At 54.9% G+C, this 23,931-nt stretch carries 19 protein-coding genes and 1 pseudogene; 17 read left to right on the top strand and 3 right to left on the bottom strand.

Annotation, left to right across the window (positions count from 1 at the left end; all coding sequences use genetic code 11):
* Positions 1-65 precede the first annotated feature (65 nt).
* Both GCU45_RS27445 and GCU45_RS27450 read left to right on the top strand, forming a co-directional pair.
* The gene (locus tag GCU45_RS27445) at positions 66-1,865 is read left to right on the top strand and encodes a S9 family peptidase (protein ID WP_152402045.1); all 1,800 of its coding nucleotides are present in this window, start codon (positions 66-68) and stop codon (positions 1,863-1,865) included.
* Positions 1,866-1,954: 89 nt separating this feature from the next.
* On the top strand, positions 1,955-3,118 hold the full coding sequence (locus GCU45_RS27450) for a DUF2264 domain-containing protein (protein ID WP_152402047.1): 1,164 nt from the start codon (positions 1,955-1,957) through the stop codon (positions 3,116-3,118).
* A gap of 52 nt (positions 3,119-3,170) precedes the next feature.
* On the opposite strand, the gene GCU45_RS27455 is transcribed toward GCU45_RS27450, so the two are convergent.
* From GCU45_RS27455 to GCU45_RS27465, 3 genes and pseudogenes are all read right to left on the bottom strand, one after another.
* Entirely contained in the window at positions 3,171-4,091 is a 921-nt protein-coding gene (locus GCU45_RS27455) for a cation diffusion facilitator family transporter (protein WP_425281309.1), read from the bottom strand.
* Between the two features lie 366 nt (positions 4,092-4,457).
* Complete coding sequence (locus tag GCU45_RS27460) at positions 4,458-5,105, bottom strand: metal-dependent hydrolase (protein WP_076168532.1); 648 nt, start codon at positions 5,103-5,105, stop codon at positions 4,458-4,460.
* Positions 5,106-5,281: 176 nt separating this feature from the next.
* Positions 5,282-5,485: pseudogene (locus GCU45_RS27465) on the bottom strand (helix-turn-helix domain-containing protein); the annotation flags it as partial.
* A 331-nt stretch (positions 5,486-5,816) separates the two neighbouring features.
* Here GCU45_RS27465 and GCU45_RS27470 point away from each other — a divergent pair.
* From GCU45_RS27470 to cps2T, 15 genes are all read left to right on the top strand, one after another.
* Positions 5,817-6,557, top strand: a complete 741-nt coding sequence (locus tag GCU45_RS27470) for a tyrosine-protein phosphatase (RefSeq protein ID WP_208837079.1) — start codon at positions 5,817-5,819, stop codon at positions 6,555-6,557.
* Between the two features lie 39 nt (positions 6,558-6,596).
* A complete protein-coding gene (locus GCU45_RS27475; RefSeq protein WP_167527246.1) occupies positions 6,597-7,346 on the top strand; it encodes a YveK family protein in 750 nt (249 codons plus the stop codon).
* Positions 7,327-8,013 carry a CpsD/CapB family tyrosine-protein kinase gene (locus GCU45_RS27480; RefSeq protein ID WP_152402052.1) on the top strand — a complete coding sequence of 229 codons (687 nt, stop codon included), beginning with the start codon at positions 7,327-7,329 and terminating at the stop codon, positions 8,011-8,013. The genes GCU45_RS27475 and GCU45_RS27480 overlap by 20 nt, the downstream gene beginning before the upstream one ends.
* Positions 8,014-8,308: 295 nt before the next feature.
* Positions 8,309-9,205: a UTP--glucose-1-phosphate uridylyltransferase GalU gene (gene galU, locus GCU45_RS27485; protein WP_152402054.1), complete on the top strand. Its 897-nt coding sequence runs from the start codon at positions 8,309-8,311 to the stop codon at positions 9,203-9,205.
* Positions 9,206-9,286: 81 nt separating this feature from the next.
* Positions 9,287-10,558, top strand: coding sequence for a UDP-N-acetyl-D-mannosamine dehydrogenase (gene wecC / locus GCU45_RS27490; RefSeq protein ID WP_152402056.1), 1,272 nt, complete (start codon positions 9,287-9,289; stop codon positions 10,556-10,558).
* The gene (locus GCU45_RS27495) at positions 10,558-12,561 is read left to right on the top strand and encodes a heparinase II/III family protein (protein WP_152402058.1); all 2,004 of its coding nucleotides are present in this window, start codon (positions 10,558-10,560) and stop codon (positions 12,559-12,561) included. Before wecC ends, GCU45_RS27495 begins: the two co-directional genes overlap by 1 nt.
* A 70-nt stretch (positions 12,562-12,631) precedes the next feature.
* Positions 12,632-13,750 carry a glycosyltransferase family 4 protein gene (locus tag GCU45_RS27500; RefSeq protein WP_152402060.1) on the top strand — a complete coding sequence of 373 codons (1,119 nt, stop codon included), beginning with the start codon at positions 12,632-12,634 and terminating at the stop codon, positions 13,748-13,750.
* Positions 13,740-15,224, top strand: a complete 1,485-nt coding sequence (locus GCU45_RS27505; RefSeq protein WP_152402062.1) for a lipopolysaccharide biosynthesis protein — start codon at positions 13,740-13,742, stop codon at positions 15,222-15,224. The genes GCU45_RS27500 and GCU45_RS27505 overlap by 11 nt, the downstream gene beginning before the upstream one ends.
* Positions 15,221-16,351, top strand: coding sequence for a GNAT family N-acetyltransferase (locus tag GCU45_RS27510; protein ID WP_167527247.1), 1,131 nt, complete (start codon positions 15,221-15,223; stop codon positions 16,349-16,351). The genes GCU45_RS27505 and GCU45_RS27510 overlap by 4 nt, the downstream gene beginning before the upstream one ends.
* A gap of 51 nt (positions 16,352-16,402) precedes the next feature.
* Positions 16,403-17,524, top strand: coding sequence for a GNAT family N-acetyltransferase (locus GCU45_RS27515; protein WP_152402066.1), 1,122 nt, complete (start codon positions 16,403-16,405; stop codon positions 17,522-17,524).
* Between the two features lie 39 nt (positions 17,525-17,563).
* Entirely contained in the window at positions 17,564-18,784 is a 1,221-nt protein-coding gene (locus tag GCU45_RS27520) for a polysaccharide deacetylase family protein (protein ID WP_152402068.1), read from the top strand.
* Positions 18,781-20,043, top strand: coding sequence for a glycosyltransferase family protein (locus tag GCU45_RS27525; protein ID WP_152402070.1), 1,263 nt, complete (start codon positions 18,781-18,783; stop codon positions 20,041-20,043). The genes GCU45_RS27520 and GCU45_RS27525 overlap by 4 nt, the downstream gene beginning before the upstream one ends.
* Before the next feature lies 1 nt (position 20,044).
* Positions 20,045-21,265 carry an O-antigen ligase family protein gene (locus GCU45_RS27530; protein WP_152402072.1) on the top strand — a complete coding sequence of 407 codons (1,221 nt, stop codon included), beginning with the start codon at positions 20,045-20,047 and terminating at the stop codon, positions 21,263-21,265.
* Entirely contained in the window at positions 21,262-22,671 is a 1,410-nt protein-coding gene (locus GCU45_RS27535) for a glycosyltransferase (protein ID WP_152402074.1), read from the top strand. The genes GCU45_RS27530 and GCU45_RS27535 overlap by 4 nt, the downstream gene beginning before the upstream one ends.
* Positions 22,668-23,897: a beta 1-4 rhamnosyltransferase Cps2T gene (gene cps2T, locus GCU45_RS27540; RefSeq protein WP_152402076.1), complete on the top strand. Its 1,230-nt coding sequence runs from the start codon at positions 22,668-22,670 to the stop codon at positions 23,895-23,897. Before GCU45_RS27535 ends, cps2T begins: the two co-directional genes overlap by 4 nt.
* The last annotated feature ends 34 nt before the right edge of the window (positions 23,898-23,931 follow it).

The raw sequence follows: 23,931 nt of genomic DNA on the forward strand, positions 1-23,931 counted from the left end.
CGAAGCATCATTGCAGCAGCAAGTATACAAGCGCCTAATCACAACTAATCCAAGGAGGCGAAGGTATGATATCATTTCCAAAACCGGATGTGGAGCAGTTTTTTCAGAGCTATGTCATCAGCAGCTTCGGAGTGAGCGCCGAAGAGTCGAGGCTTGTGTTCAGTGCCAGCCTGAGCGGGAAATTCAATGTGTGGGCCATGGATTTGAAAGGGGATACATCGTATCCGTACCCGCTGACGTACAACGATCAAATGGCCAGCTTCGTTAAGCCGGACCCGGAGGGAAGGCATCTGCTGACGGCGTTTGACCGCGACGGCGACGAAAACTACCAATTCCATGTGCTGAAGTGGAACGGCGGACAGCCGCTGCCGCTGTTTTCCGAGAGTGCTCCGGATGAAAAGCATTACTTTGTCCATCTGTCCGAAGACGGCAACCGCCTGTATTACAGCACCTCCCGGGATAACCCGATGTTTCTGAATTCCCGGGTGTACCGCCTGGATACGGGAGAGGACCGGCTGCTCCTGCAGGGCGAAGAAACGACGACCAGTCTTACGGCCGTCAGCCCGGATGAGCAGACCTTCGCATACACCAAGAGCTACGCCAATACATACAACGTCAGTTATTTACGCCGGGTAGGGGACGAGGCGGATCAGTGCCTGACGCCGGATCCCGGGCGGGTCCATAATGCCGGTGAGGTTCATTTTCTAAATGATGAGGAGGTGGTCTTTGCCACCGATTATGATGCGGAATTTGCTTATTTGGCTTCCTTCGATCTGGTAACCGGCACGTTTGAACCACGGCTGCACATCGAGCGGGAAAGTGTGGAGCTGATCCGTCTGCACCGGGAATCGCGGACAGCGTATCTGGTGACGGACCGCGGGGTCGAAGACCGGCTGTACGCGTATGCGCTGGACACCGGCGAGCTGACGCCGATTCCGCTGCCCGCCGATATCGTGCACCAGCTGACCGTAACCCGGTCAGGGAACCTGTACGTGCTTGCGCGCAGCGCTGTCAAGCCGCTGAATGTGTACCGTTACGCGGACGGACAGTGGACAATGCTGACGAAAAACGTGCTGACCGGACTAACCGAGGAGGATTTGTCCGCGCCCGAAGTGGTGTCCTATTCCTCTTTTGACGGGATGAAGATAGAGGCTCTTTTGTACCGGGCGAAGGAGGACGCGGCCAACGGGTATACGGTATTCTGGCCGCACGGCGGGCCGCAGGCCGCGGAGCGCAAGCAGTTCCGGTCGATGTTCCAATATATTATCGCGCAGGGCTACAACATTTTCTGCCCGAACTTCCGCGGCAGCACAGGCTACGGCAGCTCGTTTGTGAAGCTGGTGGAGCAGGACTGGGGCGAAGGGCCGCGCAAGGACTGCCTGGCAGGGATGGAGTGGCTGTTCGAGCAAGGCATTTCCTCAAGGGATAAGCTGTTCGTGGTCGGCGGCAGCTACGGCGGATATATGACCCTGCTCTTGGCCGGGCGCAATCCCGAGTATTTCCGGGCGGCCGTGGATATTTTCGGCGTAAGCAATCTGTTTACGTTCTACCATTCCGTGCCGGACCACTGGAAGTCGATCATGGAGCGCTGGCTCGGCGATCCGGAACGCGACCGCGAACGGTTCGTCAAGGATTCGCCGATAACGTATCTGGACCAGATGGTCAACCCGATGCTGATCATTCAAGGGGCCAACGATCCCCGGGTGGTCAAGGCGGAGTCCGACCAGATCGTGGAAGCGCTCCAGGCCAAGGGCCGCGACGTTGAGTATATTGTGTTCGAGGACGAGGGTCATGGCATGACCAAAAAGGCCAACGAAAAAATCGCGTACACCCGCATGGTGGAGTTCATGAACCGCTGCCAGTAGGGAGTGGAGGGGCTTTTGTAAGCCCGCGCGAATACGGTGCTTTCATCCAACTTAGGGCCGGCCGTGAAGCCGGGAGAGGAGACACAGGAATGTCGGAACGAACAGAACATGCTGGCAGGGAAGAGCGGCTGTATTGGCTTCATCATTTGGAACGCTGGGCGCGTCCGGTGCTGACGCGGCTTGCAGAGGGAAGGCTGCGCGCAGAGATGCCGGTGGAGAGCAGCGGGGAAGGGCGGGAGGCTTACACCCATCTGGAGGCCTTCGGCCGCCTCCTGGACGGCATCGCCCCTTGGCTTGGAGCGGAGGGTGGAAGCGCGGAGGAGCAGCGGCTGCGCACAGAGCTGCTGGGGCTGACACATCAAGCGCTGGAGCAGGCCAGCGACCCGGCCTCCCCGGACGTGCTGAATTTTGGCGAAGGGCATCAGCCCATCGTGGACACGGCCTTCTTGTGCCAAGCTTTTCTCCGTGCGCCCCATGTTTTATGGGATCCGTTAACGGACGGGCAAAAGCAAAGATGGCTATCCACCTGGAAGCTGACCCGCACGCGCAAGCCGTTCTTCAACAACTGGCTGCTGTTCTCGGCGGTCATCGAGACGGCTCTGGCCCGGTTTGGCGACCGGGACTGGGATCCGATGCGGATCGATTACGCCTTGAAGCAGCTGGAACAGTGGTACGCCGGTGACGGAGTGTACGGCGACGGGCCGGCGTACCACGCCGATTACTACAACAGCTTCGTCATCCACCCGATGCTGCTGGACGTGCTGGATCACGCCGGCGCGCTGCAGCCGGACTGGGAGGCGCATAAGGGACCGGCGCTCGTTCGGGCGCAGCGTTACGCGGAGCAGCTGGAGCGCATGATCGCCCCGGACGGCAGCTTTCCGGTGGTCGGCCGGTCCATCAGCTACCGGACGGGCGCCTTTCATCTGCTGGCCCAATTGGCCTGGCAGCAGCGGCTGCCGGAAGGGCTGGACGCGGCGCAGGTGCGCGGCGCGCTGACGGCGGTCATGAAGCGCTGCTTCGAGCCGGCCGGAACGTACGACGCCGAAGGCTGGCTGCGCATTGGCCTCAGCGGTCATCAGCCGGAGCTGGGCGAGGGTTATATTTCTACGGGCAGCTTGTATCTATGCGCGACCGTCCTGCTGCCTCTCGCGCTGCCGGAGAACGATCCGTTCTGGCAGGGCGCAGCTGAGTGGACGTCCAAGCGGATTTGGAGCGGCGGGCATGGCCGAATCGACCATGCGCTTGGACATTAAGCGCGGGATGACGGAACCGTGGGTGTCACAAACCAAGAGGCTGTCCCCCAGGCTACTTCGGCCTGGCGGGGACAGCCTCTTGTCCGTCATCGTACCATGGGTTCAGGTGCACCATGACGTCGGCCACCTGCTTCATGCGCTCCATGATCGTTTTTTTCACTTCCCGGCTGACGTCATGTCCTTCCTGTACGGTGAGATGGTTGGGGACGCTGACTTTGACGTCGACGATGATGGCGTTGCCGAGCTCTCGGGCCCGAATGCTGTCGACGCGCTTCACGTTGGGTACGGAGTAGATGATCGAGCTCAGCATGGTGAGCTGCTCGTTCGTGATGTTTTTGTCCATCAGAATGTCGATGGACTCCCGTCCCATTTTGTACCCGAGCCGGATCACCAGGTACGATACGATAATCCCGGCCACCGGGTCGCCGTATTCCGTATAGGGGATATGATAGGCTTCGCCAATCAGCGAAATGCCGATCCCGATGGACGCGGCTGCGGAAGCGTAGACGTCCGCGATATGGTCGTAGGCCGTGGCGATCAGGCTGCGGCTGTTCTCGGCCTTGCCGATCCGGATGCAGTACATGTACAGGATCTGCTTCCAGATCAGGGAAACCAGCGCGGCCGCAAGCGCGATCCAGCTGGCTTCGGCCGGAGGAACGAACAGCGATTCGATTGATTTATACACCATCAGCAGCGCCGCCATGACGAGAATGATCGCCACGATGCCCGATGCGATCGCTTCGGCTTTCCCATGCCCGTAGGGATGATCTTCATCCGCCGGCTTGCGGGATACCATGGCCGAGGTAAGTGCTGCGATCGTCGCCACGACATCGCCTGCATTATGAATCCCGTCGGCTACGAGAACCTTACTGCCGAATAACAGCCCGACGATGACTTTGAGAAGGGTCAGCAAGACGTTGCTGATGAGGCTGACCCATACCGCCAATATTGATTTGCTGGCCACGGACTCCAGTCTCCTCGCTCCATTCTTGGGTTTATTTCTTTTTATATAACCAAAAATAAACATTTCTTATTACGCCAAAACATGCCTCGCGGACAAAGATAACCCCCGCATGACACGACAATATCGCGCCTCGGGAGTCCTCCGAGTTAAAAGTATTCGGAAAAAGGTGGAATCGTATACATCATATTCCCACTTTCCGGCTCAAGCAACAGAACAAAAGCCTCCCGTGACATTTGTCTTCTCCGCACAAAATGAGGTGCAGGAGGCTGACAAATAACAGGAGGCTTATGCCGGTTATGAGGCCTAAATTGACGCTGCTTGGTTGATGAAACAGAAGCTTTTCCGGTACAAGGCTGGATCGTCTAACTGCGGAGGCTATTTAAACGGAAGTTTAAAGGATTTCCTGTAGAGCGGATACAGCCACTTCACACCGCTTGGCGTCATCGAATCAGCGATCAGATGGGACAAGTACCCGGCGGTGGACACGAGCATGATCCCTTCCAGATTGAGGTATGCCTCCAGTCCGGAACTGATCCAAGCCCAGAGCCAAACCGCCCAGACGGTATGGGTCATACCGCGGTGCTTGAGCCAAGGGGCGATACCCACAAATGCACCCAGTCCGGACATCCAGACCATGGCGTTATGTATTCCGGCGTAAATCAATATGCAGCCAATCAGGCTGACGAGCACGTTACGAATCATGCCGTCTTTAATGATCAGTCCGAGCAGAAACAGGACGAGCGCCAAGATGGAATATTCGAGATAAAAGCTCCCCTTAGCGATATACAGGTACCCCAGGACGATTACGAGCAGCAGCCCGGACCAGTACAGCCATTCTCTGAGCCATTTCGAGAACCGGCCGAGGGTAGAACTGAGCATGCTGGGGCCGTCGAGGTCTGCGCTGAGCGCTGATAAGGCGGAAACCGCGATGTACATCGCTGCATGCTTCAGCGTAAACGGATAATGGGCTGCGGCGGCAGCACCGATCACTACGCCTATAGCGAGATGTGTCGAACCCTTCATTTCTCCTCCTCTGACTGACATCAGGATGATTGCAGGCAAACATATGTTTGCTATCGTATTATACACGTTTTGGTGTCACGTGTATATGCCTGTCAGAGAGGATAGGACTAAAGTTCGTGAAACCATCAGGTCCGTTAATCAGCCGGATTGGCTGTATCCGAATTTTCGTCCGCTGCGGCTGCCTCTGTTCGTCCAAGCAAATAATCTATGGAGACTTGAAAATAATCAGCCAGCTTCGACAGCGTATCAAAATCCGGTTTCCTGCGGTTCTTCTCATAGTGGGACAAGGCCGCCCGGCTGATCCCAAGGGTTATGGACAATGCCTCTTGAGTCAATTTCCTCTGCTCCCTGAGCTCTGATATTCGGTTGCCGTAATTCATTTCTTTCCCCCCTTGGATACCCGGGTATGCGTGAGCAATTGGACCTGCTAAATAACGCTTGACATGATACAAAATGTATCGTAAATTAACAGTGTCGTCAATAGTGCAAGCTGTTTTTGAACCGATTTACCCAAAAAAACAGGTTCATTCTCCTCTTGGAAAGTCAATCTTTATTCATAGATTAAGCCAATTCCAGGAATAAAGACGCAATTCGTCACCATCTGTTACACCAGGAAGCCGGAACCAGTGCATATTCTGTCGAGCTTCCGTATTTAATGATACATAATGTTTCATTGTTTTTCGAAAATCAAAGGGATGGATGCTGATACGTATGATCGATACACACTGCCATATCCTGCCGGCTGTGGACGACGGGCCGAAAACGATCGATGGAGCACTTCGCTTGGCTGCGGCTGCAGTGGAAGAAGGGATTACGACGATCATCGCCACCCCGCACCACCGGGAGAGACATTATTTGAACTCCGCCAAAAAAATCAACCGCCGCGTGAAGCTGTTTAACGCCAAGCTCAAGCGCGCCGGGATCCCCCTGAAGGTGCTCCCTGGACAGGAGTACCACCTTACCGAACGTTATCCCACCGAATTCCGGCGCGGCCGGATCCAGACGCTTGCCGGCAGCCGCTATTTACTCGTAGAGCTTCCTTCCCGCAAGGTACCCGGGTATTTTACAGATTTTCTTGCCTTCATGAAGCGGGCCGATATTCGGGTCGTCATTGCCCATCCGGAACGGAACTTGGGGATTATCGATCAGCCCGATCAAGTGGCGGGATGGATTCGGGACTTCGGCGTCCTGCTGCAGGTAACGACCCAATCTCTTGCTGGATTTTTTGGGGAATCGGTACAGAGCACAGCTGCGTACTTGTGCAAACACCGGTTGGTCCATTTGATAGGAACGGATGCGCACAACACGGTCCGGCGGAAATTTTACGCACAGGAAGGGCTCGGCATCATCGACAAGCTGTGTGGAGCAAGCTTTCGGAAGAGCCTGGAGGACCATGCGGTGCAGCTCATCAGCGGAAAGGAGATCGGAACGTTTCATCAGCCCACCGTCTAGAGCGGAGGCAACCATTCGATGAAATTGGGGGGAAGGATTATGGAATTCAAGCTGCTGCTGCAAATGTTAAGAAAGCGCCTTTGGTTGATCGTATTGGTGGTGGTCTTGTGCTCGGCCGGCACCGGTGCCTACAGCATCTATGTCATGAATCCGGTGTATGAAGCAAGCAGCACGATGATCGTCAATAAGTCCAATTTGGACAGCGAGGGAAAACCGACGCTCGATATTAATGAAATCAATTCTAACATTATGCTGATCAACTCCTATAAGGTCATTATCAGCTCTGCTTCCATCATGGAAAAGGTCGTCGCCCAATACCCCGGTCTGCATGAGACCGCGCAGGACTTGATGGACCGGGTCGAAGTCGTGACGACCCAAAACTCGCAAATCATCGAATTGAAAATCCGCGATGCCTCCTACCAGCATGCCAAAGAGATCGTGAACGCCGTATCGCTCGTGTTCAAGCATGAAATCCCCCAAATCATGAAAGTGGACAATATTTCGATTCTGGACAGCACCTTGTCGACGAGTGCTCCCGATCCGGTCAGCCCGAATGTTGTCCTCAATATCATTATCGCTTTTGCCGCATCGTTCATGCTCATCGTCGGCGTGGTGCTGTTTATCGAGTACTTGGATGACACGATCAAGTCCGATGAGGACGTGGAGCAGTATCTTGAGCTTACGACCCTGGGCGCGATCCGGAAAATGAAAAAGCGGGACTTGCGAACGCGGGCGACCGCCCAATCCAAACAACAGGCAGGTGAAAAGTATGCGTCAGTCAGCCAATAGAAACAAGCTGATCATGAACGTCAACCGGAGGTCGTCGATCTCGGAAGGGTACCGCAACATTCGGACCAACATCCAATTTTCCGGCTGGAATCAAAAGCTGCAGGTGCTTGCCGTGACCTCGACCCAGGCGGGGGAAGGGAAATCGACGACGATCAGCAATCTGGCGGTGGCCTATGCCCAGGAAGGAAAAAACGTGCTGCTGATCGACGCCGATCTCAGGCACCCGTCGCTGCAGAGTATTTTTAACGTGCCGAACCGGCTTGGGCTCTCGAATCTTCTCGCCGAACAATGCGCTTTCGGTGATGTCGTGCAGACGACCGTGGTGGAGAACCTGACGCTGGTCACCGCCGGACCGGTTCCTCCGAATCCGACGGAGCTGTTATCTTCAGACCGGCTGCAGGAAGTGATCGACGGCTGGAAGCCCGTATACGACATCATCCTCATCGACACGTCACCGGTGATGGCTGTCGCCGACGGCTTGATCGTCTCCTCCATGTGCGACGGGGTGATCCTCGTTGTTCTATCGGGCAAGGTCAAGCGGGAGTACATTCAGAAAACGAAAGAGAAGCTGGAGCTTGCGAAGGCAACGATTCTCGGCGTCGTTCTGAATCAGAAAAAATACAGTAAGTCCGAGGCGAACCAGTACCGTTATTACGGTCATCAATAGTTTTTCGGGTATCAAGGAAACCATGTGTTAATGAAGCATGTTTTTACAGGTCATGTCTACTGTACCTTTATCACGGGTAGGCACTCGATCATGCTGTGGGTATTCGGATACCTTAGACGTTTATCGTCGAGAGTGTGATGTGAGGTCGGGTTCAATGCCCGAGTAACGCTCATGCTTCGGATGGAAGCATGAGCTATGCTGCCTGCAGGCGGTATAGCTCATCCTTTCATCCTGATAAACAGAAGAAAACATAAAACCGAAGGATACAACATTATGAAGTTGGGGGTTTATTCAAGTGAAAAAAGTGAAAAAGGCCATTATCCCGGCTGCCGGACTCGGTACCCGTTTCCTGCCGGCAACCAAAGCGATGCCCAAAGAAATGCTGCCTATCGTCGACAAGCCGACCATTCAATACATCGTGGAGGAAGCGATCGAGGCGGGAATCGAGGACATCATTATAGTCACCGGCAAGGGAAAACGGTCGATTGAGGATCATTTCGATTACTCCTTCGAGCTGGAGCTCAGCCTGCTGGAAAAAGGGAAGCTGGACGTGCTTGAGATGGTTCGGCGTTCGTCGGCCGTAGAGATCCATTATATCCGGCAAAAGGAAGCCAAAGGCCTCGGCCATGCCATATGGTGCGCGCGGAATTTTATCGGTGACGAGCCCTTCGCCGTGCTTCTCGGTGATGACATCGTCCGCGCGGAAGCGCCCTGCATCGGACAGCTCGTCCGCCAGTACGAAAAGCACGGCTGCTCCGTCGTCGGCGTCGGGCAGGTGCCGTCCGGGCACACATCGCGGTACGGCATCATCGACCCGAGTGCGATTCACGACACGGACAAACGTACCTTTGAGCTGCGGAAAGTGGTGGAAAAGCCCGCTCCAGGAGAGGCTCCGTCAAACTTGGCCATTATGGGCCGTTATGTGCTCACCCCGGAAATATTCAGCCTGCTGGAACACCAGGAAGCCGGGTATGGCGGGGAGATCCAGCTTACGGATGCCATCCAGCAGCTGATCGTCAAGCATCGCTGTCTGGCCTATGAGTTCGAAGGGGAGCGCTTCGACGTCGGCGAGAAGCTCGGGTACATTCTGACCACCATTCAGTTTGCGCTTCGCCAGGGAGAACTTCGGACGCCCCTCTTAAGGGAACTGGACCGGATTCTGCAAATCGAGAACGTGGAACCGAAGATTTGACCGGGATCAGCGTGCCTGATCAGCCGTATGAGCGGTGAAAGAAAGGTCATTACCATTTGAAATGAAGGCAGGGGCGGACTTATGGTCAAAAAAATTTGCGTCGTGGGACTCGGTTATATCGGACTGCCAACAGCCAGTCTGCTTGCGATTAAAGGCTTTGAAGTGCATGGCGTGGACACGAACCGGCATGCGGTCGAGCTGATTAACCAGGGCGAGGTTCATATTGTGGAACCGGATTTGGACATTATGGTCAAGGCGGCCGTCCAGAGCGGACAGCTGCATGTCTCGGAAGAACCGGAGGAGGCAGATGTATTTATTCTGGCCGTTCCAACCCCTTTCGAGGAGAACCAGAAGCCGGATTTGTCTTACGTCAGACAGGCGGCTGCTTCCGTGGCTCCTTTCCTCCGGCCGGGCAACATCGTCATCCTGGAATCTACGAGTCCGGTGGGGACGACCGAGATGGTTGCGCGCTCGATTTTGGACGCCCGGACGGACCTGACCGTGTCCGGTTCACCGCAGCAGGCCGCCCGGCGGATCTATGTCGCCCATTGCCCCGAGAGGGTGATGCCCGGGCAAATCCTCCGCGAGCTCGTGGAAAACGACCGGATTATCGGGGGGATCGATATCGAGTCGACCCAGCGAACCGTGGCCTTTTACAAGCAGTTCGTCAGCGGGAAAATCCTTGAAACCAACGCCAAAACGGCGGAGATGGCCAAGCTGACCGAAAATTCCTTCCGCGATGTCAACATCGCTTTTGCGAACGAGCTGTCTCTCATCTGTGACCAGCTGGACATTAACGTGTGGGAATTGATCCGGCTGGCAAACCACCATCCCAGGGTGAACATTCTTCAGCCGGGACCGGGCGTGGGAGGACACTGCATCGCGGTGGATCCATGGTTTCTCGTCCATGCGGCGCCGGAACAGGCCAAGCTGATTCATACCGCCAGAATCGTTAACGACTATAAGCCCGGTTACGTGGTAAATAAGGTAACGGAGCGGGCCAAACGGTTGAAGTCGCCCGTCATCGCCTGTCTGGGACTTTCCTTTAAGGCGAACATCGACGACCTGAGGGAAAGCCCCGCGCTTGCCATCGTGGAGCATTTGGCGAAGGCCCGGATAGGGGACATTTATGCGGTGGAGCCGCATATCCAGCTTCTGCCGGACTCGCTTGCGGCAGCCGGGGTTCAGCTGCTTGAAACGGTGGAGGCGGTCCGCAAGGCGGATATCGTGCTGCTGCTCGTGAATCACGACGCTTTCTCCCATATGGACCGCAACCTGCTTCAGGAAAAAATTGTGATCGATACGAGGGGCTTCTTCAGCGAATCGCCCCGGGAACGGGTCGGGGTGCACTGATGTCCACGCTGATGATGAAAGTGAAAAAACTGCGCAGGATGCCGCTGCATGCGGCGGCGGCCAAGGTCGCGGTAAAAGCGCTTGATGAAACGCGCACCGCCTATCTCAGCATCCGGCACAGGCTGGCTCCGGCAGTGCTGAAGCCGAGCCTGTTCAGCGGATTCCGAAGCTGCGGCCGCTTCCTGTTCGATCCGCAGGATAAGGAGCGGTATGCGGAGCTGCTGCGCGAATGGCGGTCCGATACGGAGATTATCAGGCAGGCGGACCGCATCCGCGTCCACGAGTTCGATCTGCTGGGATCGGGTCCCGTGACCCTTGGTGAGCGGCTTCCCTGGCACGAAGATTTCAAGACGGGATTCCGCTGGGAGCCCCGGTATTATAAACGAATTCGAACGGTCGATTTATCGAACCGGGCTGACGTGAAGGTTCCCTGGGAGCTTTCGCGTTTTCAGCATGTCTTTACGTTGGGGAAAGCTTATTGGTTGACAGGCAGAGAGGAGTATGCGCTTGAATTTCAAGCCCAGCTGGATGACTGGATCCAGGAGAATCCACCCGAAATGTCGGTAAACTGGACCTGCGCGATGGATGTGGCGATCCGTGCCGTCAACTGGATTGCGGGTATCTATTTTTTCCGGGACAGCCCTTCGCTGCCCGAAGCGTTCTGGGACCGGCTTCATGCGTCGCTGTACAGGCACGGCGGTTTCATTATGGACAATTTGGAAAACACGGGCGAGCATACGGGGAACCACTATTTGTCCAATCTCGCCGGGCTGATCGGATTGGGCCTTTATTTTGGGGATATAGAGGTGCGCGGCAAAGGAATAAGCGGCTCAAGCCCCAAGGAGTGGCTCGCTTACGGCATCCGGGAAACCGAGCGGGAAATGTTCGTGCAAGTGAACGCGGACGGATCGAACTACGAGGCCTCCACTTCCTATCACCGGCTCGTCGCCGAGCTCTTTGTCCTGTCTTCGGTCTGGTGCCGCAGCAACGGGATTGAATTCACGCCGGAATACATGAAGCGGCTCGAGAAGATGCACGAGTTCATGCTGGACCTCATGAAGCAGGATGGGCGAACGCCGGTCGTCGGCGACGCGGACGACGGACGCGTGATGATCGCGTCCGGTTACGGCCGGTGGGCGCCGGCGGATTGCCGCCATATGCTGGCCGTGGCCGGCGAGCTGTTCGACCGCGCCGATTTCCGCGCCGCCGGACGCCTGCACCGTGAGGAAGCGATGTGGATTGCCGGGCTGCCCGCGCTCCGACCTTATGCAGCGCCTGAAAGTGCGCCCTCGAGCCGGCCTTGCGCAGCGTATCCGGATGGCGGGTATTATGTGCTGCGCAGCAGCTCGGCGTACTGCCTGGTGCGCTGCGGAGAGCTGTCTTTTCGCGGCCATGGGGCCCACAGCCACAACGACCAGCTGAGCTTTGAGCTTCAGGTGTCCGGCCAGGACATCTTTGTCGATCCGGGCGCCTATATTTACTCCGCCGATTACCGGCTGCGCAACCTGTTCCGCAGTACGGGCATGCATAACACCGTTCAAGTGGGAGGGCATGAGCAAAACGATTTTGATGAACACGAACTGTTTCTGATGCGGGAGCAGACATTCGCACGCTGCGATGCGTTCAGGGAAGGCTTTTTCGCAGGCAGCCATTCAGGCTATGCCGGCAAGTGCGGCGTCATCCATCGGCGCGTGTTTGATTTTCATGAGGGGGAACTGACGCTGTCCGACCGTCTGGATCCGGTGTCACCAGAAGAGGAAGAGATCCGGGAATTTACGGCTTCATTCATGCTGGCGCCGGGTGCCGCTGCAGCCCAAACGGATGACATCGTCCTCATACGCCAAGCCGGAGTAACGATACATATGAATTTTGAGGGGGCATCCGCCATCCAGCTGGAAGATTCCTGGGTTTCGGAACGATATGGCGTGCGGCGCGCAAGCCGGCTGATCCGGGTTCGAAGCAGCCATCCGGAAGGGCTTAGCACCCGCATCCGTTGGAAATAAAACCGCAGCAGATGCACATGTTGACTTCGTAATCAAACGCAGCAGCTCAACTGAACGAGGTGATCCTTCCATGAAAGTCGTATTCATCGGTCCGCTTCCGCCTCCGCGCGGCGGCGTATCCATCCATCTCAGCCGTCTGTCCGCCGTCATGGAGCAGCAGGGCATCGATTATGAGATATATAACGAAGCCAAAGGCGCGGCCCGCAGCCCGCACGTCCATCCTTTGAACCGGTACCGGCGGTTTTTGTTCAAGATCCCTTTTCTGAAGGGGGACATTCTTCATTTCCATACGATCGACCCACGGCTGCGCAGTCTGCTTGGGCTGTATAAGCGGCTTGGCCACAAAATCATCCTCACGGTTCACGGCGTCAACCTGGAGGACCAGATCCGGCATGCCGGTCCGTTGAGGCGGCGGATTCTTCTACGCAGTCTGAAGAGCATCGACCTGATCATATGCGTCAATGAGGACACAACCCGGTTCTTGCGCGAGCTGGGATTTCGTCATGACCGGGTCGTTACCATCCCGGCATATATTCACCCGCCGGAACGAGCAGAGGAAGCCAGGGCCATCCCTGCCGGGGTGTACACGTTTTTGGAAGAAGCGGATTTTGCGATTTGTGCCAACGGCTATGTCCGGTTTTACCGCGGAGAGGATTTGTACGGGTTCGATTTGTTGATCCAGCTGATGAAGGAACTGTGCGGACGCGGCAGGCGGATCCGGCTGCTGATCGCGGTCATGGGGGTTTCCGCGCAAACCGGGGAGGAACGAAGCCACTACATGAGGCTTCAACGGGACCTCGACGCGTACGGCCTCAGCGGTGATGTCATGTTCTATGAAGTGGACGATACGGAGTTCTATCCGATTCTGAAGAAGAGCCACTTATTCATCCGGCCGACGAACACGGACGGCTATGGCATGTCCATTGCGGAGTCGCTGCACGGGCGTATTCCTTGCGCGGCGAGCGACGTATGCAGGCGGCCGGAGGGGACGGTCGTGTTCCGCTCCCGGGACTTGGCGGATCTTGCCGCCAAAGTGAGCGACATCATTGACCGCTATCCGCATTACAAGAATCAGCTGCAGAACCTTCAAGTCGGGGACTACGCGGCGGAGCTCATTCAGGTGTATTCCAGCATCGCAGGAAAGGAATCGCCGAGTGGCAAGCCGGCTGTGGAGGTCTATGGAAAATAAAAAAATTCTCTCCAACGGCGTCGCCTATTTCTGCTCCTCTCTGATGACCCAAATGGTGAACCTGATCCTCATCCCGCTGTACACCCGCAACTTAAGCCAGCAGCAGTACGGACAATATGACATCATTCTCAGCATTCAGCAGCTGCTGGCGCTCGGGATTACGCTGGGCGTATATTCGGGCATGGTCCGGTTTTACCATGAATATGACAACAAGCTGGAGCTGAGAAATACGGCGGTGAATTTTTCCCTGCTGTGGGGACTGGCATTTATCCTCTTGACGTGGGCCGTAAATCCCTGGATCTATCCCCATGTGTTCGTTCAGCTCTCGGACTCCACCCATCTGTTTATTCCCTATGTCGTGATGAGCTCGGTGCTGGCCTGTCATAACTTGATCTATACCAGCTACTACACGATGCAGTTTAAGGCGCTGCTCGCCAGCAGCATCCAAATCGCAACCGTGGTGTTCACGCTGGTCTACGCGCTGTACTTTTTTCTGGTGCTGAAGATGGGGGTTCTCGGTATTTTGCAGGCCCAGCTCTTCGGCCACTTGACGGTATTCGTCCTGCTTTTTCTCATTCATATCCGGCAGTACCGTTTCAGGCTGAGTATCCGGAAGCTGCGGATGATGCTCGGCTACGGCACGGGTTTGATGATCGGCGATGTCTCCGCATGGGTTCTGTCCCTCAGCGACCGTTTTCTGATCAAGGGCTTTCTGAACCTGTCTTCGGTAGCGGTGTATTCCATCGGTTACAAAATCGGCATGCTGATCAATCCGGTGTTCATCAACCCGTTCATGTCCGTATTCACGCCGTTCAAATACGCCATGTACAAGGAAACGGCCGGACCGGAGCAGATCCGTAAAATGTTCAGGCTGTACAACTTCGTAGGCTGGCTGTGCGTGCTCGGGCTCTCGCTGTTTGCCAACCTTGCCACGCAGCTGGTCGCCACCGAGGCATACCGGGATGCGAACTACATTATCCCGATCGTGGCGATTTCGTATTTTTTGGCGGGTGCGGCGGATTTCTATGCGCTGGGGCTCCATATCGCCAGAAAAATGAAGCTGTACTCGATCATTATCATTATAGCCGCCCTGATCAACGTCGGCTGCAACCTGGCGCTTATTCCGCTTCTTGGGCTGTACGGATCGGCCATATCCACCGTGATCGCTTATATGGCCTCGAATTATTTGTTTTACCGGTTTGGCACCAAGTATTATTCGATTGGGCTCGGCCTGCTGTTTCCGTACAAGTACTTGTCCGTTACCCTGCCGATTTACGGCATTTATTTCGTCTTGATGCAGGTCATCCATTCTGTGCTGCTGGAGATTCTGTTTAATGGCATTCTCTGCTGCGGCTTCGTTTACTTATGCCTGCTGTGCAAGCTGGTGACCCGGGCGGAGCTGGGCGGGATGATCCGGCAGGTGCTCAAGCAGAAGTCCAATATGTCCATGAAAGGAGTCCAATCCGAGCTATGAATACCCGAATTGTGACCGATATAGAGGGGTTTCAAAGCCTTCAGGAAGACTGGGAGCGGTTGGAGCTTCAGGATCCGGATGCGACCTATTACAGTACATTTCAGTTCAATTATTTCTGGTGGAAAACCCATTCCAAGGACCCGGGCAAACGGCTTTTTATCGTGTGCTGCCTCCTGGACAACAGGGTTGTGGGGATCGCACCGCTCATGATCCGCCGTGACCGCAGCAAACTGTTCAGCTGCAGCACGCTTTGCTTTATCGGTCAGGGCGATTATTTCACCTTTTTGCTCGAAAGGGGGAGCGGAAGCGAGATCAAAATTCTGAAGGAGCTGTTCGGCGCTTTTCACGCCCATGACAGCCTCTGGGACAAATTCGAGCTGACCCATCTGACGCAGGAGTCGCAGCTGCTCCACTACCTGCTTCGCCATGAGCAGTATAACGAACATGTGCAGTACCTCACTTCCTGTCCGGTGATCCCGATCAGGGAGCATGAGACTTACGAGCGGCTGAGCCAAACAAAGGATTTTATCAAAATGAAAAAGACGCGGGATAAGCTCCGCAAACAGGTGAACTACCGGTTCAAGGTCGTCACCGGTGAGCAGAACGCGGAAATTTACGACCGGGTTGCCCGGGTTCACCGGCTGCTGAAGGAGTACCTGCAGACCGAAAAAGGCAGGTCCGAAAGACGGAGCCTGTTTGAAAACGAGTACACCGACGAGTTTCTCAGGCGGCTGTTCCGCAATAACGAGCAGGTGGTCGTCTTTATGCTTGAGGATGAGCGCGGGGAGATTATCAATTACAGCATCTGCTATCTTTACAAGGATGTTCTGTACGATTGGAATTCGGGTTACGCCCCCGAATATTCGACTTTTCACGGCCTAGCCAACGTGCTCATGATCGAAACGCTGGAGCATTTGTTCAAGGAGAAGCTCGGCAAGCGGCTCGACTGCGGGGCGGGCAGCTATGCCTGGAAGTTTAAATGGACCAGCCGGTTCAACGTAAACTATACGTTCAAGATGTGGAATCTGCTGAAAGCCAGGGGCCGGTTGTACCGGTTTTTGTCCGGATTCAAAACGATGCTTCAGACCGCCTTCATTATGACCGGAATGATCGAAATCATGCTGTAACGTCTACCGGCAGCCGAGCTGACTCAAGGATAAAGGAGTTTAACTGGAACCATGAGTATAAAAATTGTTACCGATACCGATGGATTCCTTAGCATTCAAGAGGATTGGGAGCGCTTGCAGGAGCTGGACGACGAATTGACCTACTACAGCACCTTTCAATATAACTACGCATGGTGGCTGACCTTTGGAGAGGACCGGAACAACAAGCTGTTCATTATTTGCTGCAGCCGGGACAACGAAATGGTCGGCATCGCTCCGCTTGTCATCCGTACGGTGGATAAAAAAATCGTGAAATGCCATGTGCTCGGCTTTATGGGTAAGGGCGATTATTTCAATTTCATCCTCCATTCCCAAAAGGGCAGTCCGGCTGCGATTATCAAGGAAATTTTCAAAGCCATCGAGGACCATTCCGACCTGTGGGACAAAATCGAATTGACGCACCTTGCAACCGACACATCGCTGCTTCACTTTTTACTGCGCCATGACAGGTACAATCCGAGCATCAAGTACCTCACCTCCTGTCCGAGCATCCGGATCGGCGGATGGGATACCGCAGCCGGGTGGGATACGAGCGGAATCAATGCCAAGGCGAAAAAGAAGCTGAGGAAGCTCCAGCAGGAGACCGATTATCAGTTCAAAATGGTGGACTGCCGGCAAAGCGGGGATATTTATGACCGGATCTCCAATGTTCACAAGCAGGAGAAGACGTATCTGCACGAGCAGAGGGGAAGGATCGACCGCAGAAGCCTGTTTGAAGACCAAAAGAATGAGGAGTTTTACAAGCGGGTATTTATGAACAACGACCAGGTCATTGCGTCCTTCCTCGAGCTTGAGGATTCGAACGTGATGATCGCCTACCAGCTGTTTTTTCTGCACAGGGGAAAGCTGTACGGCTGGAATACCGGGTATTCCCCCGATTATGCGAAATACGGCGTCTTCGACGTACTGATGCTGGAAACGATCCGCCGGCTGATCGAGCAGGGGCAGGTGACGGACATCGATCTGGGCGCCGGTTCGTACCCGTGGAAGTTCCGGTGGACCAATCAATTTACCGTCATGTATTCGCTGCAATTGTGGAACAATGACCGCCTTCACACCAGGCTGTACCGAATGCTGGTCAAGGGGAAGGGAATCTTGAAGTACCTGAACCGGAAAACCGCTGTGCATTCCTGATGCAGCAGGGTGAAGGAAAGGGATAAGGGGAAAATCGTCATGAACTTGGAGAAATGCAAATGGTTTAACGGCGCCGATTCGCCTGTTTTCTTTATGATCGATGATCTGGCCAATACGTGGGTGGACGTCAACCATAACGGAATTCCCGATCTGGAGGAGGATTGGGGATACTGCAAAAATGGAGAAAACTCATCCTTCCGGTACTTGAATGAGCAAATCCTGCGGCATTTTCCGCAGGTCAAGGTAACCTTCTTTGTTCCGGTAGGGGTCCGGGCCGGTATGTCCGATCATCCGGTGTGCAGGCAAACCTCCCTCCCGATCAACGCCGACGAGGAGAGCAGGGCTTTCTTCCGCGGCATTCACCGGCACCCAGGCTATGAACTCGCCTATCATGGTACGACCCATGGCCGAACGGGACCGAATCCGGAGGATTTTGTACAGGAATGGGAGCTGTTCGAAAGCGCCGAAGAAGCATTGGAACGTACCTTGGAAGGGATATCGGTCTATGCCGATGCCGTCGGCGAAAGGCCGAAAGGCGGCAAATACTGCGGGTACGCCGGCAACGATTGCTCGGATGAAAGCATTGATCGGGCGGGGTTCATTTGGTGGTGCAGATACTGGAACCGGGGGGCGGGAGACCCTGCGATGAAACGGATCAGCGGCGGGGATCCAGATCCGCTCACCAACTACGATATTAAACGCTTTGGCGAAGGCGGCGTCATCGACATTCCCTCGACGGTGGACGGAGGGCTGCTGAATGGGATTTACCGGCCGGAAGCTTCCTTGAAGGGGATGGCCAAACGGTTCTTAAAGACGCCGCTTCGCCGCTGGAAGCTCCGTGAGCTGGATTATTTGCTGGAGAACAGGCTGGTCATCGGGATTCAGGAGCATATTTCCCCCGCACGCGACGACGGGAAGAGGCAGTCCCCCAACATTTTTGACGACTGCGGCAGCCTGCAGGCGATCTTTCGTTATTTGGAGGGGAAAAACGTATGGTACTGCACCGGCTCGGAGCTTGCCGATTACGTGAACCTCCGGGATCACGTGCAGGTCGTGAGTTATCCGGGTGAGGAAAGGATGTTTACCCTGGAACACGAATCCAGATACGGAAACGGCGGCGTTCTCTCGCTGAAGCTGGACCCGTCCAATCCTGCAAGCATCCTGCTGCCCGACGGCACGGCAGTCCGGGTAACAGCCGGGATTGCGAACCTTCCGGTCATGAAAGGGGAATATTTCATTCGGGAAGGTGAAATCAGATGAAGCAGACGATGATCGTCATCTCGGATTATATCGAAGGCGCGCCGGTGGTCGCATCGGTCCGGTATACCGGATTGATGAAGCATTTTATGGAACAATACCGCCTGATCGTCGTGAACGACCGGAAATGCGGTCCGGCGCCGAGCCGGTATGCCGCTGTCAATTACAAATACGATACGCCCAGCAGTACTTTTACGCAGACGATGGTTGGCGGTGAGCCTTCCGGCCGGGGAATCAAGCAGCTTATTGAAGGTGTGCTCAGAAACAAATGGACGATCACGGCATGGAGGAACTATAAATACAGCTCCTATGCTTTCAGGCGCATGAACATCCGCCTCTTCCACGAGCTGGACGCATGCCTGGAGCAGAACGAGGTATCAGCCGTATTTTTGACGATACCGGATGTGTACGGACTGTACATCATTGACCACATCAAACGCAAAGCGCCGGGAATACCGGTAGTGATCGAGATCAGGGACATCATCAACCATAACATCGGGGAAGGTCAGCCCCGTCAGGCCTACCGCAGGGCGGAGAGGATGATCCCCCGGCTGGCCGACGAAGTCGTGGCCGTGTCCCAGGGGATCCGGCAGCATTATGAACTTGAGCAGGAACGGCCGTCTATACGGCTGATCCGCAACGGATACGACGAGGAACTGTTCCGAAACTGCGCATATCAACGTATTTCCGACAATGTTCGCGAGCTGACCATGGCTCATATTGGCTCCATCTATAAAGGACGAAATATACATGCATTGATCGAGGGGCTGCAGCTGTTTCACGAGAGGACCAGCATACGGATCAAGCTGAAAGTTGCGGGGCTGCTTGACCAGCAGGCGGCCAGGGATCTATCCAATGTGAACATGACAGGTGACGGGGTTACGGTGGAGATCGTAGGAAGCGTCAGGCATGAGGCGGCGGCGTCTCTGCTGAAAGAAGCGGACGTAGCGGTCATTCTTACGCATACCAAGGGCAGCGATTATGCCATCCCGGGCAAAACCTTTGAATATATCGGGGCGTGCAAGCCGATCCTGGCTGTTACGGCCGACCGGGAGCTGGTGGAATTGGTCCACGGCCGGTATGGCATCTGTGCGGGCCATCACCGGGACTCCGTGGCCGATGGTTTGGCGGACTTGATCGCCAAGGAGTTCGATTTCTCCGGCCGGTCAGCCTTTTCCCGTACGAACCAGGCGGAGCAGCTTCTGGCCATGATCGGGGAGCACATTCGTGGAGCGACGCAAAAAAGAGTAGAGAGGGTATAAAATGGCGCTGATTTTGTCGTGTTCCTACGTGCTGCATGAAATGCTGTCCGCTAATTTGGACCTGATGTACTTTCTAAGCCTTGTCCTGATTTTCGTGGATATCTATAAAAACAAACGGCTGACGGTCAAAGCACTGGGTTACATCTACCTCGTCGTCCTGTATGCGCTGCTGCAGATCGTACTGAACGACCAGATCGAGATTCCAAGACTGGTGATTAACGTCGCGAAAATCTTTCTGAACGTCTTTTTATTCATCCAAATCAAGGAATCGAAAATTCCATTACCGGTATGGAGAAAAATGGCCGTCTATTCCTCCCTGCTTCATGTATTCCTTCTTGCCGTCAGCCTGGCGTTTAAAACGGAATGGCTGTGGAGATTGGACGAAACGGTCAATATTTATCAAAAAACGAGGCTGTCGCTTCTGTACTTCGAACCGAGCGAAGCCTCTTTTCATGCCGCCTTGCTGGTCCTGCTGCTCGTTTTCTTTGCCCTGCGGGAAAAATCAGGGTCCAGGAATCTTCTTCACTTTGCGCTGATCGGCGCGAATCTGGTCATCGTGGTGCTCTCGGCAGGCATGGGCGGGATGTTCAGCCTGTCCCTGGCCTGTGTTGTGATGTACTTATTTTATTTGAAGGAAAACTTCAGCACGGTCCGGGTGCTCGGACTGATTGCCCTGATCTTTCTGGCGGTTCTTAGTGTGCTGGCGGTCGTGAACAGCAATAACAGCTTCTATCTCCGCTTTAACGATATCGTGAACGGAAATGACGGGTCGGTCGTCTACCGGTTCAACGTCAGCTTTCGCGTCATGAAACAGATGCTGCTGGACACACATTATTTCGGCGTCGGATTCGGCAACCTGAACACGGACACGATCCATAACGCCTATGCCGGCTTCGGGCTGGTGGATGTCATCTCCAACTCCTTCATGTACGCCTTGGCCGAGGGAGGGTGGCTGATGCTCCTTCTCCTCGCAGTCTTCTTCCTGTCATTGATCCTTCCGGTTCGTCCGGAAGAAAAAATATTGAAATACGCGCTTCTCTTCTTTATTGTCAGCTACCAAATCGCCGGCGGATATTTTACGAACCCGGTCAATTGGATTGTGTATGGCATCATAGCCAATCCCTATTTGCTTCGGCACAGCCGCAGCCCAAATCCTGTTCCCGCTGAGAATTTGCCCGCCGCAGGCGTTCAGAGCACGGGGACCTTGGAGTTGAAGTCATGAAACTGCTGCATGTCACCCTCGGATTGCCCCCATACCGAACAGGCGGACTGACGAAATACAGCGTCGATCTCATGCTGTCCCAGCTGCAGCAGGGGCATGAAGTCAGCTTGCTGTATCCGGGGCGTTATACTTGGTCCGGAAAAATGAAAACAAAGCCAAACCCTCCGTATGAGGGCATCGGCGTATACGAGATCATCAATCCGCTTCCGGTTCCCCTTCTCGGAGGGATCGGCCGCCCACCCGCATTTTCCCGAGCCGGGGATCCGGAGGTATTCCTTGAGCTGCTCCGTAAAGTACAGCCGGATCTGATCCATTTTCACACTTTGATGGGAATCCATAAAGAACTCTTGGAGGCGGCCAAAGCGCTGGGAATCCGGACGGTATATACGTCGCACGACTACTTCGGCATCTGCCCCAAGGTCAACCTCCTGAATGCGGCAGGAGACCACTGTGACGATTTTGACCAGGGAAAGAGCTGCATTTCCTGCAACCAGCATACGTATTCGCCGCACATGATCTACATGATGCAGTCCTACAGCTACAGGCGCTTGAAAAACAGCCGGATTTTGCAAAAGGCCCGCAGGGCCGTAAAAAAACGAACTTCCAGCACTTCCAGCACTTCCAGCCATATGCCTAGGAAAGCGGGGGATTCCAAGCCTATGATTCATCCGGAACGGGCCAACGAATACAAAGAGCTCAGAAGCTATTACTTGGAAATGTATCAAATGATCGACGAATTTCATTTCAACAGCCAGGTGGCCAAGGAGATTTTTACGGCTTACCTGAACGTGAAAGGAAAAGTCCTGTCCATCCGCCACCGGCATATGGCCGACCGGAGAGTCTTAAAATCATTTCCTTCAGCGGATGAACCCCTGCGCATCGCTTATTTGGGTCCGGTTGACCGCTATAAAGGATTTTTCCTGCTGCAGGAGGCGCTGGATCAACTGCCGGATACCCATGCGGGCCATTGGCATCTTCACGTTTACGGAAATGACGTCATCCCGGCATCGGCACCACCTGCTGAACACTGCACCTTTCATGGCCGCTATGAACCAGATCAGCTTGCCGGTATTTTCGCGGAAACCGATCTGCTGATCGTCCCCAGCATATGGAAGGAAACGTTCGGTTTCGTCGGGCTGGAAGGGCTGTCGCACGGGGTACCGGTGCTGGTCTCCAGACAGGCGGGCGTGAAGGATATGATCGCAGACGGAGTCAACGGATGGATTTTTGAGCCTGATCCCGCGGATCTGGCGCAGCGTCTTACACATCTGCTGGCCAATCGGCATTTGCTGACCGCGGCGAACCGCAGCATCGTGAACAGCGAACTGGACTTGTCCATGCAGCGTCATGCCCAGGATATCTATGATTGGTATCTTCAAATCGGAGAAGAGGTCGTGGTCAAATGAAGCACGTGTTTATCGTTGGCTCGAAAGGAATACCGGCGAAGTACGGCGGGTTTGAGACCTTCGTCGACCAGCTGACCGGAAGAAAGACCGACGGGGATACAAAGTATCATGTAGCCTGCCTGTCCGACCGCAAAGCAGAGGAATTTATGTATCAGGATGCACGCTGCTTTCCGGTGCACACACCGAAGATGGGAAGCGCAAGAGCAGTCGTCTACGATGTGCTCAGCCTGCTGGAGTGCCTGAAATATATCAAAACCCATCGGCTTGAGAACAGCATCGTTTATGTATTGGCCTGCCGGATCGGCCCGGTTTTCTATATTCTAAAAAGGCAGCTCGAAAAGCTGGGGGTGCCTGTGTTCGTCAATCCTGACGGTCATGAATGGAAACGGGGAAAATGGAGTACACCCGTCAAACGCTACTGGAAGTGGTCCGAGCGGCTGATGGTGAAGCACGCGGACCTTCTCGTTTGCGATTCCCGCGGGATCGAGCAGTACATTCATGACATGTACGCCCGGTATGAGCCGAATACCACCTTTATCGCCTACGGGGCGGACGTGACGCCGTCTCCGCTGGACGATGAGGATCACCGGTTTACGGATTGGATGGACCGGTTCGGATTGTCCAAATACGGATATTATTTGGTCATCGGCCGCTTTGTTCCGGAGAATAACTATGAATTGATGATCCGCGAGTTTATGAAGTCGGGCACCGCCAAAGACCTGGTCATTGTGACGGGGGCCCAGCAGCAGCCATTTTATGACGAGCTGCGGCAAAGAACGGGTTTCGATTCGGATCCGCGGATCAAATTTGTAGGAACCGTCTACGAGCAGCCGCTTTTGAAAAAGATCCGGGAGCAGGCATACGGATACTGCCATGGTCATGAAGTGGGCGGAACGAACCCGTCCCTGTTGGAATCACTGGCATCGACACGGCTGAACCTTTTGTTTGACGTCGTATTCAACCGGGAAGTCGGCGGGGAGAGCTGCCACTATTTTTCGAATGAATCCGGCGCCTTGAGCAGGCTGATCGATGAGGCTGAATCGTGGAGTCACGAAGAGCTGGAGGAGCTTGGGGAACGGGCGAAGCACCGGATCCGGAGCTTATATTCGTGGGATCATATCGTGCAATCCTACGAAACGCTGTTTCAAGGGAACGATTATGTGCGGGCGAAGCAGGCGGGCGGAAGCCGACTGGCGCGCACCAAAGGGACGACAACACCTTTGTGAAGTAAACTGGGCCCATTCGTCAGGGTACAGCACT

The organism is Paenibacillus cellulositrophicus (assembly GCF_009363095.1).
Lineage (GTDB): Bacteria > Bacillota > Bacilli > Paenibacillales > Paenibacillaceae > Paenibacillus_AQ > Paenibacillus_AQ favisporus.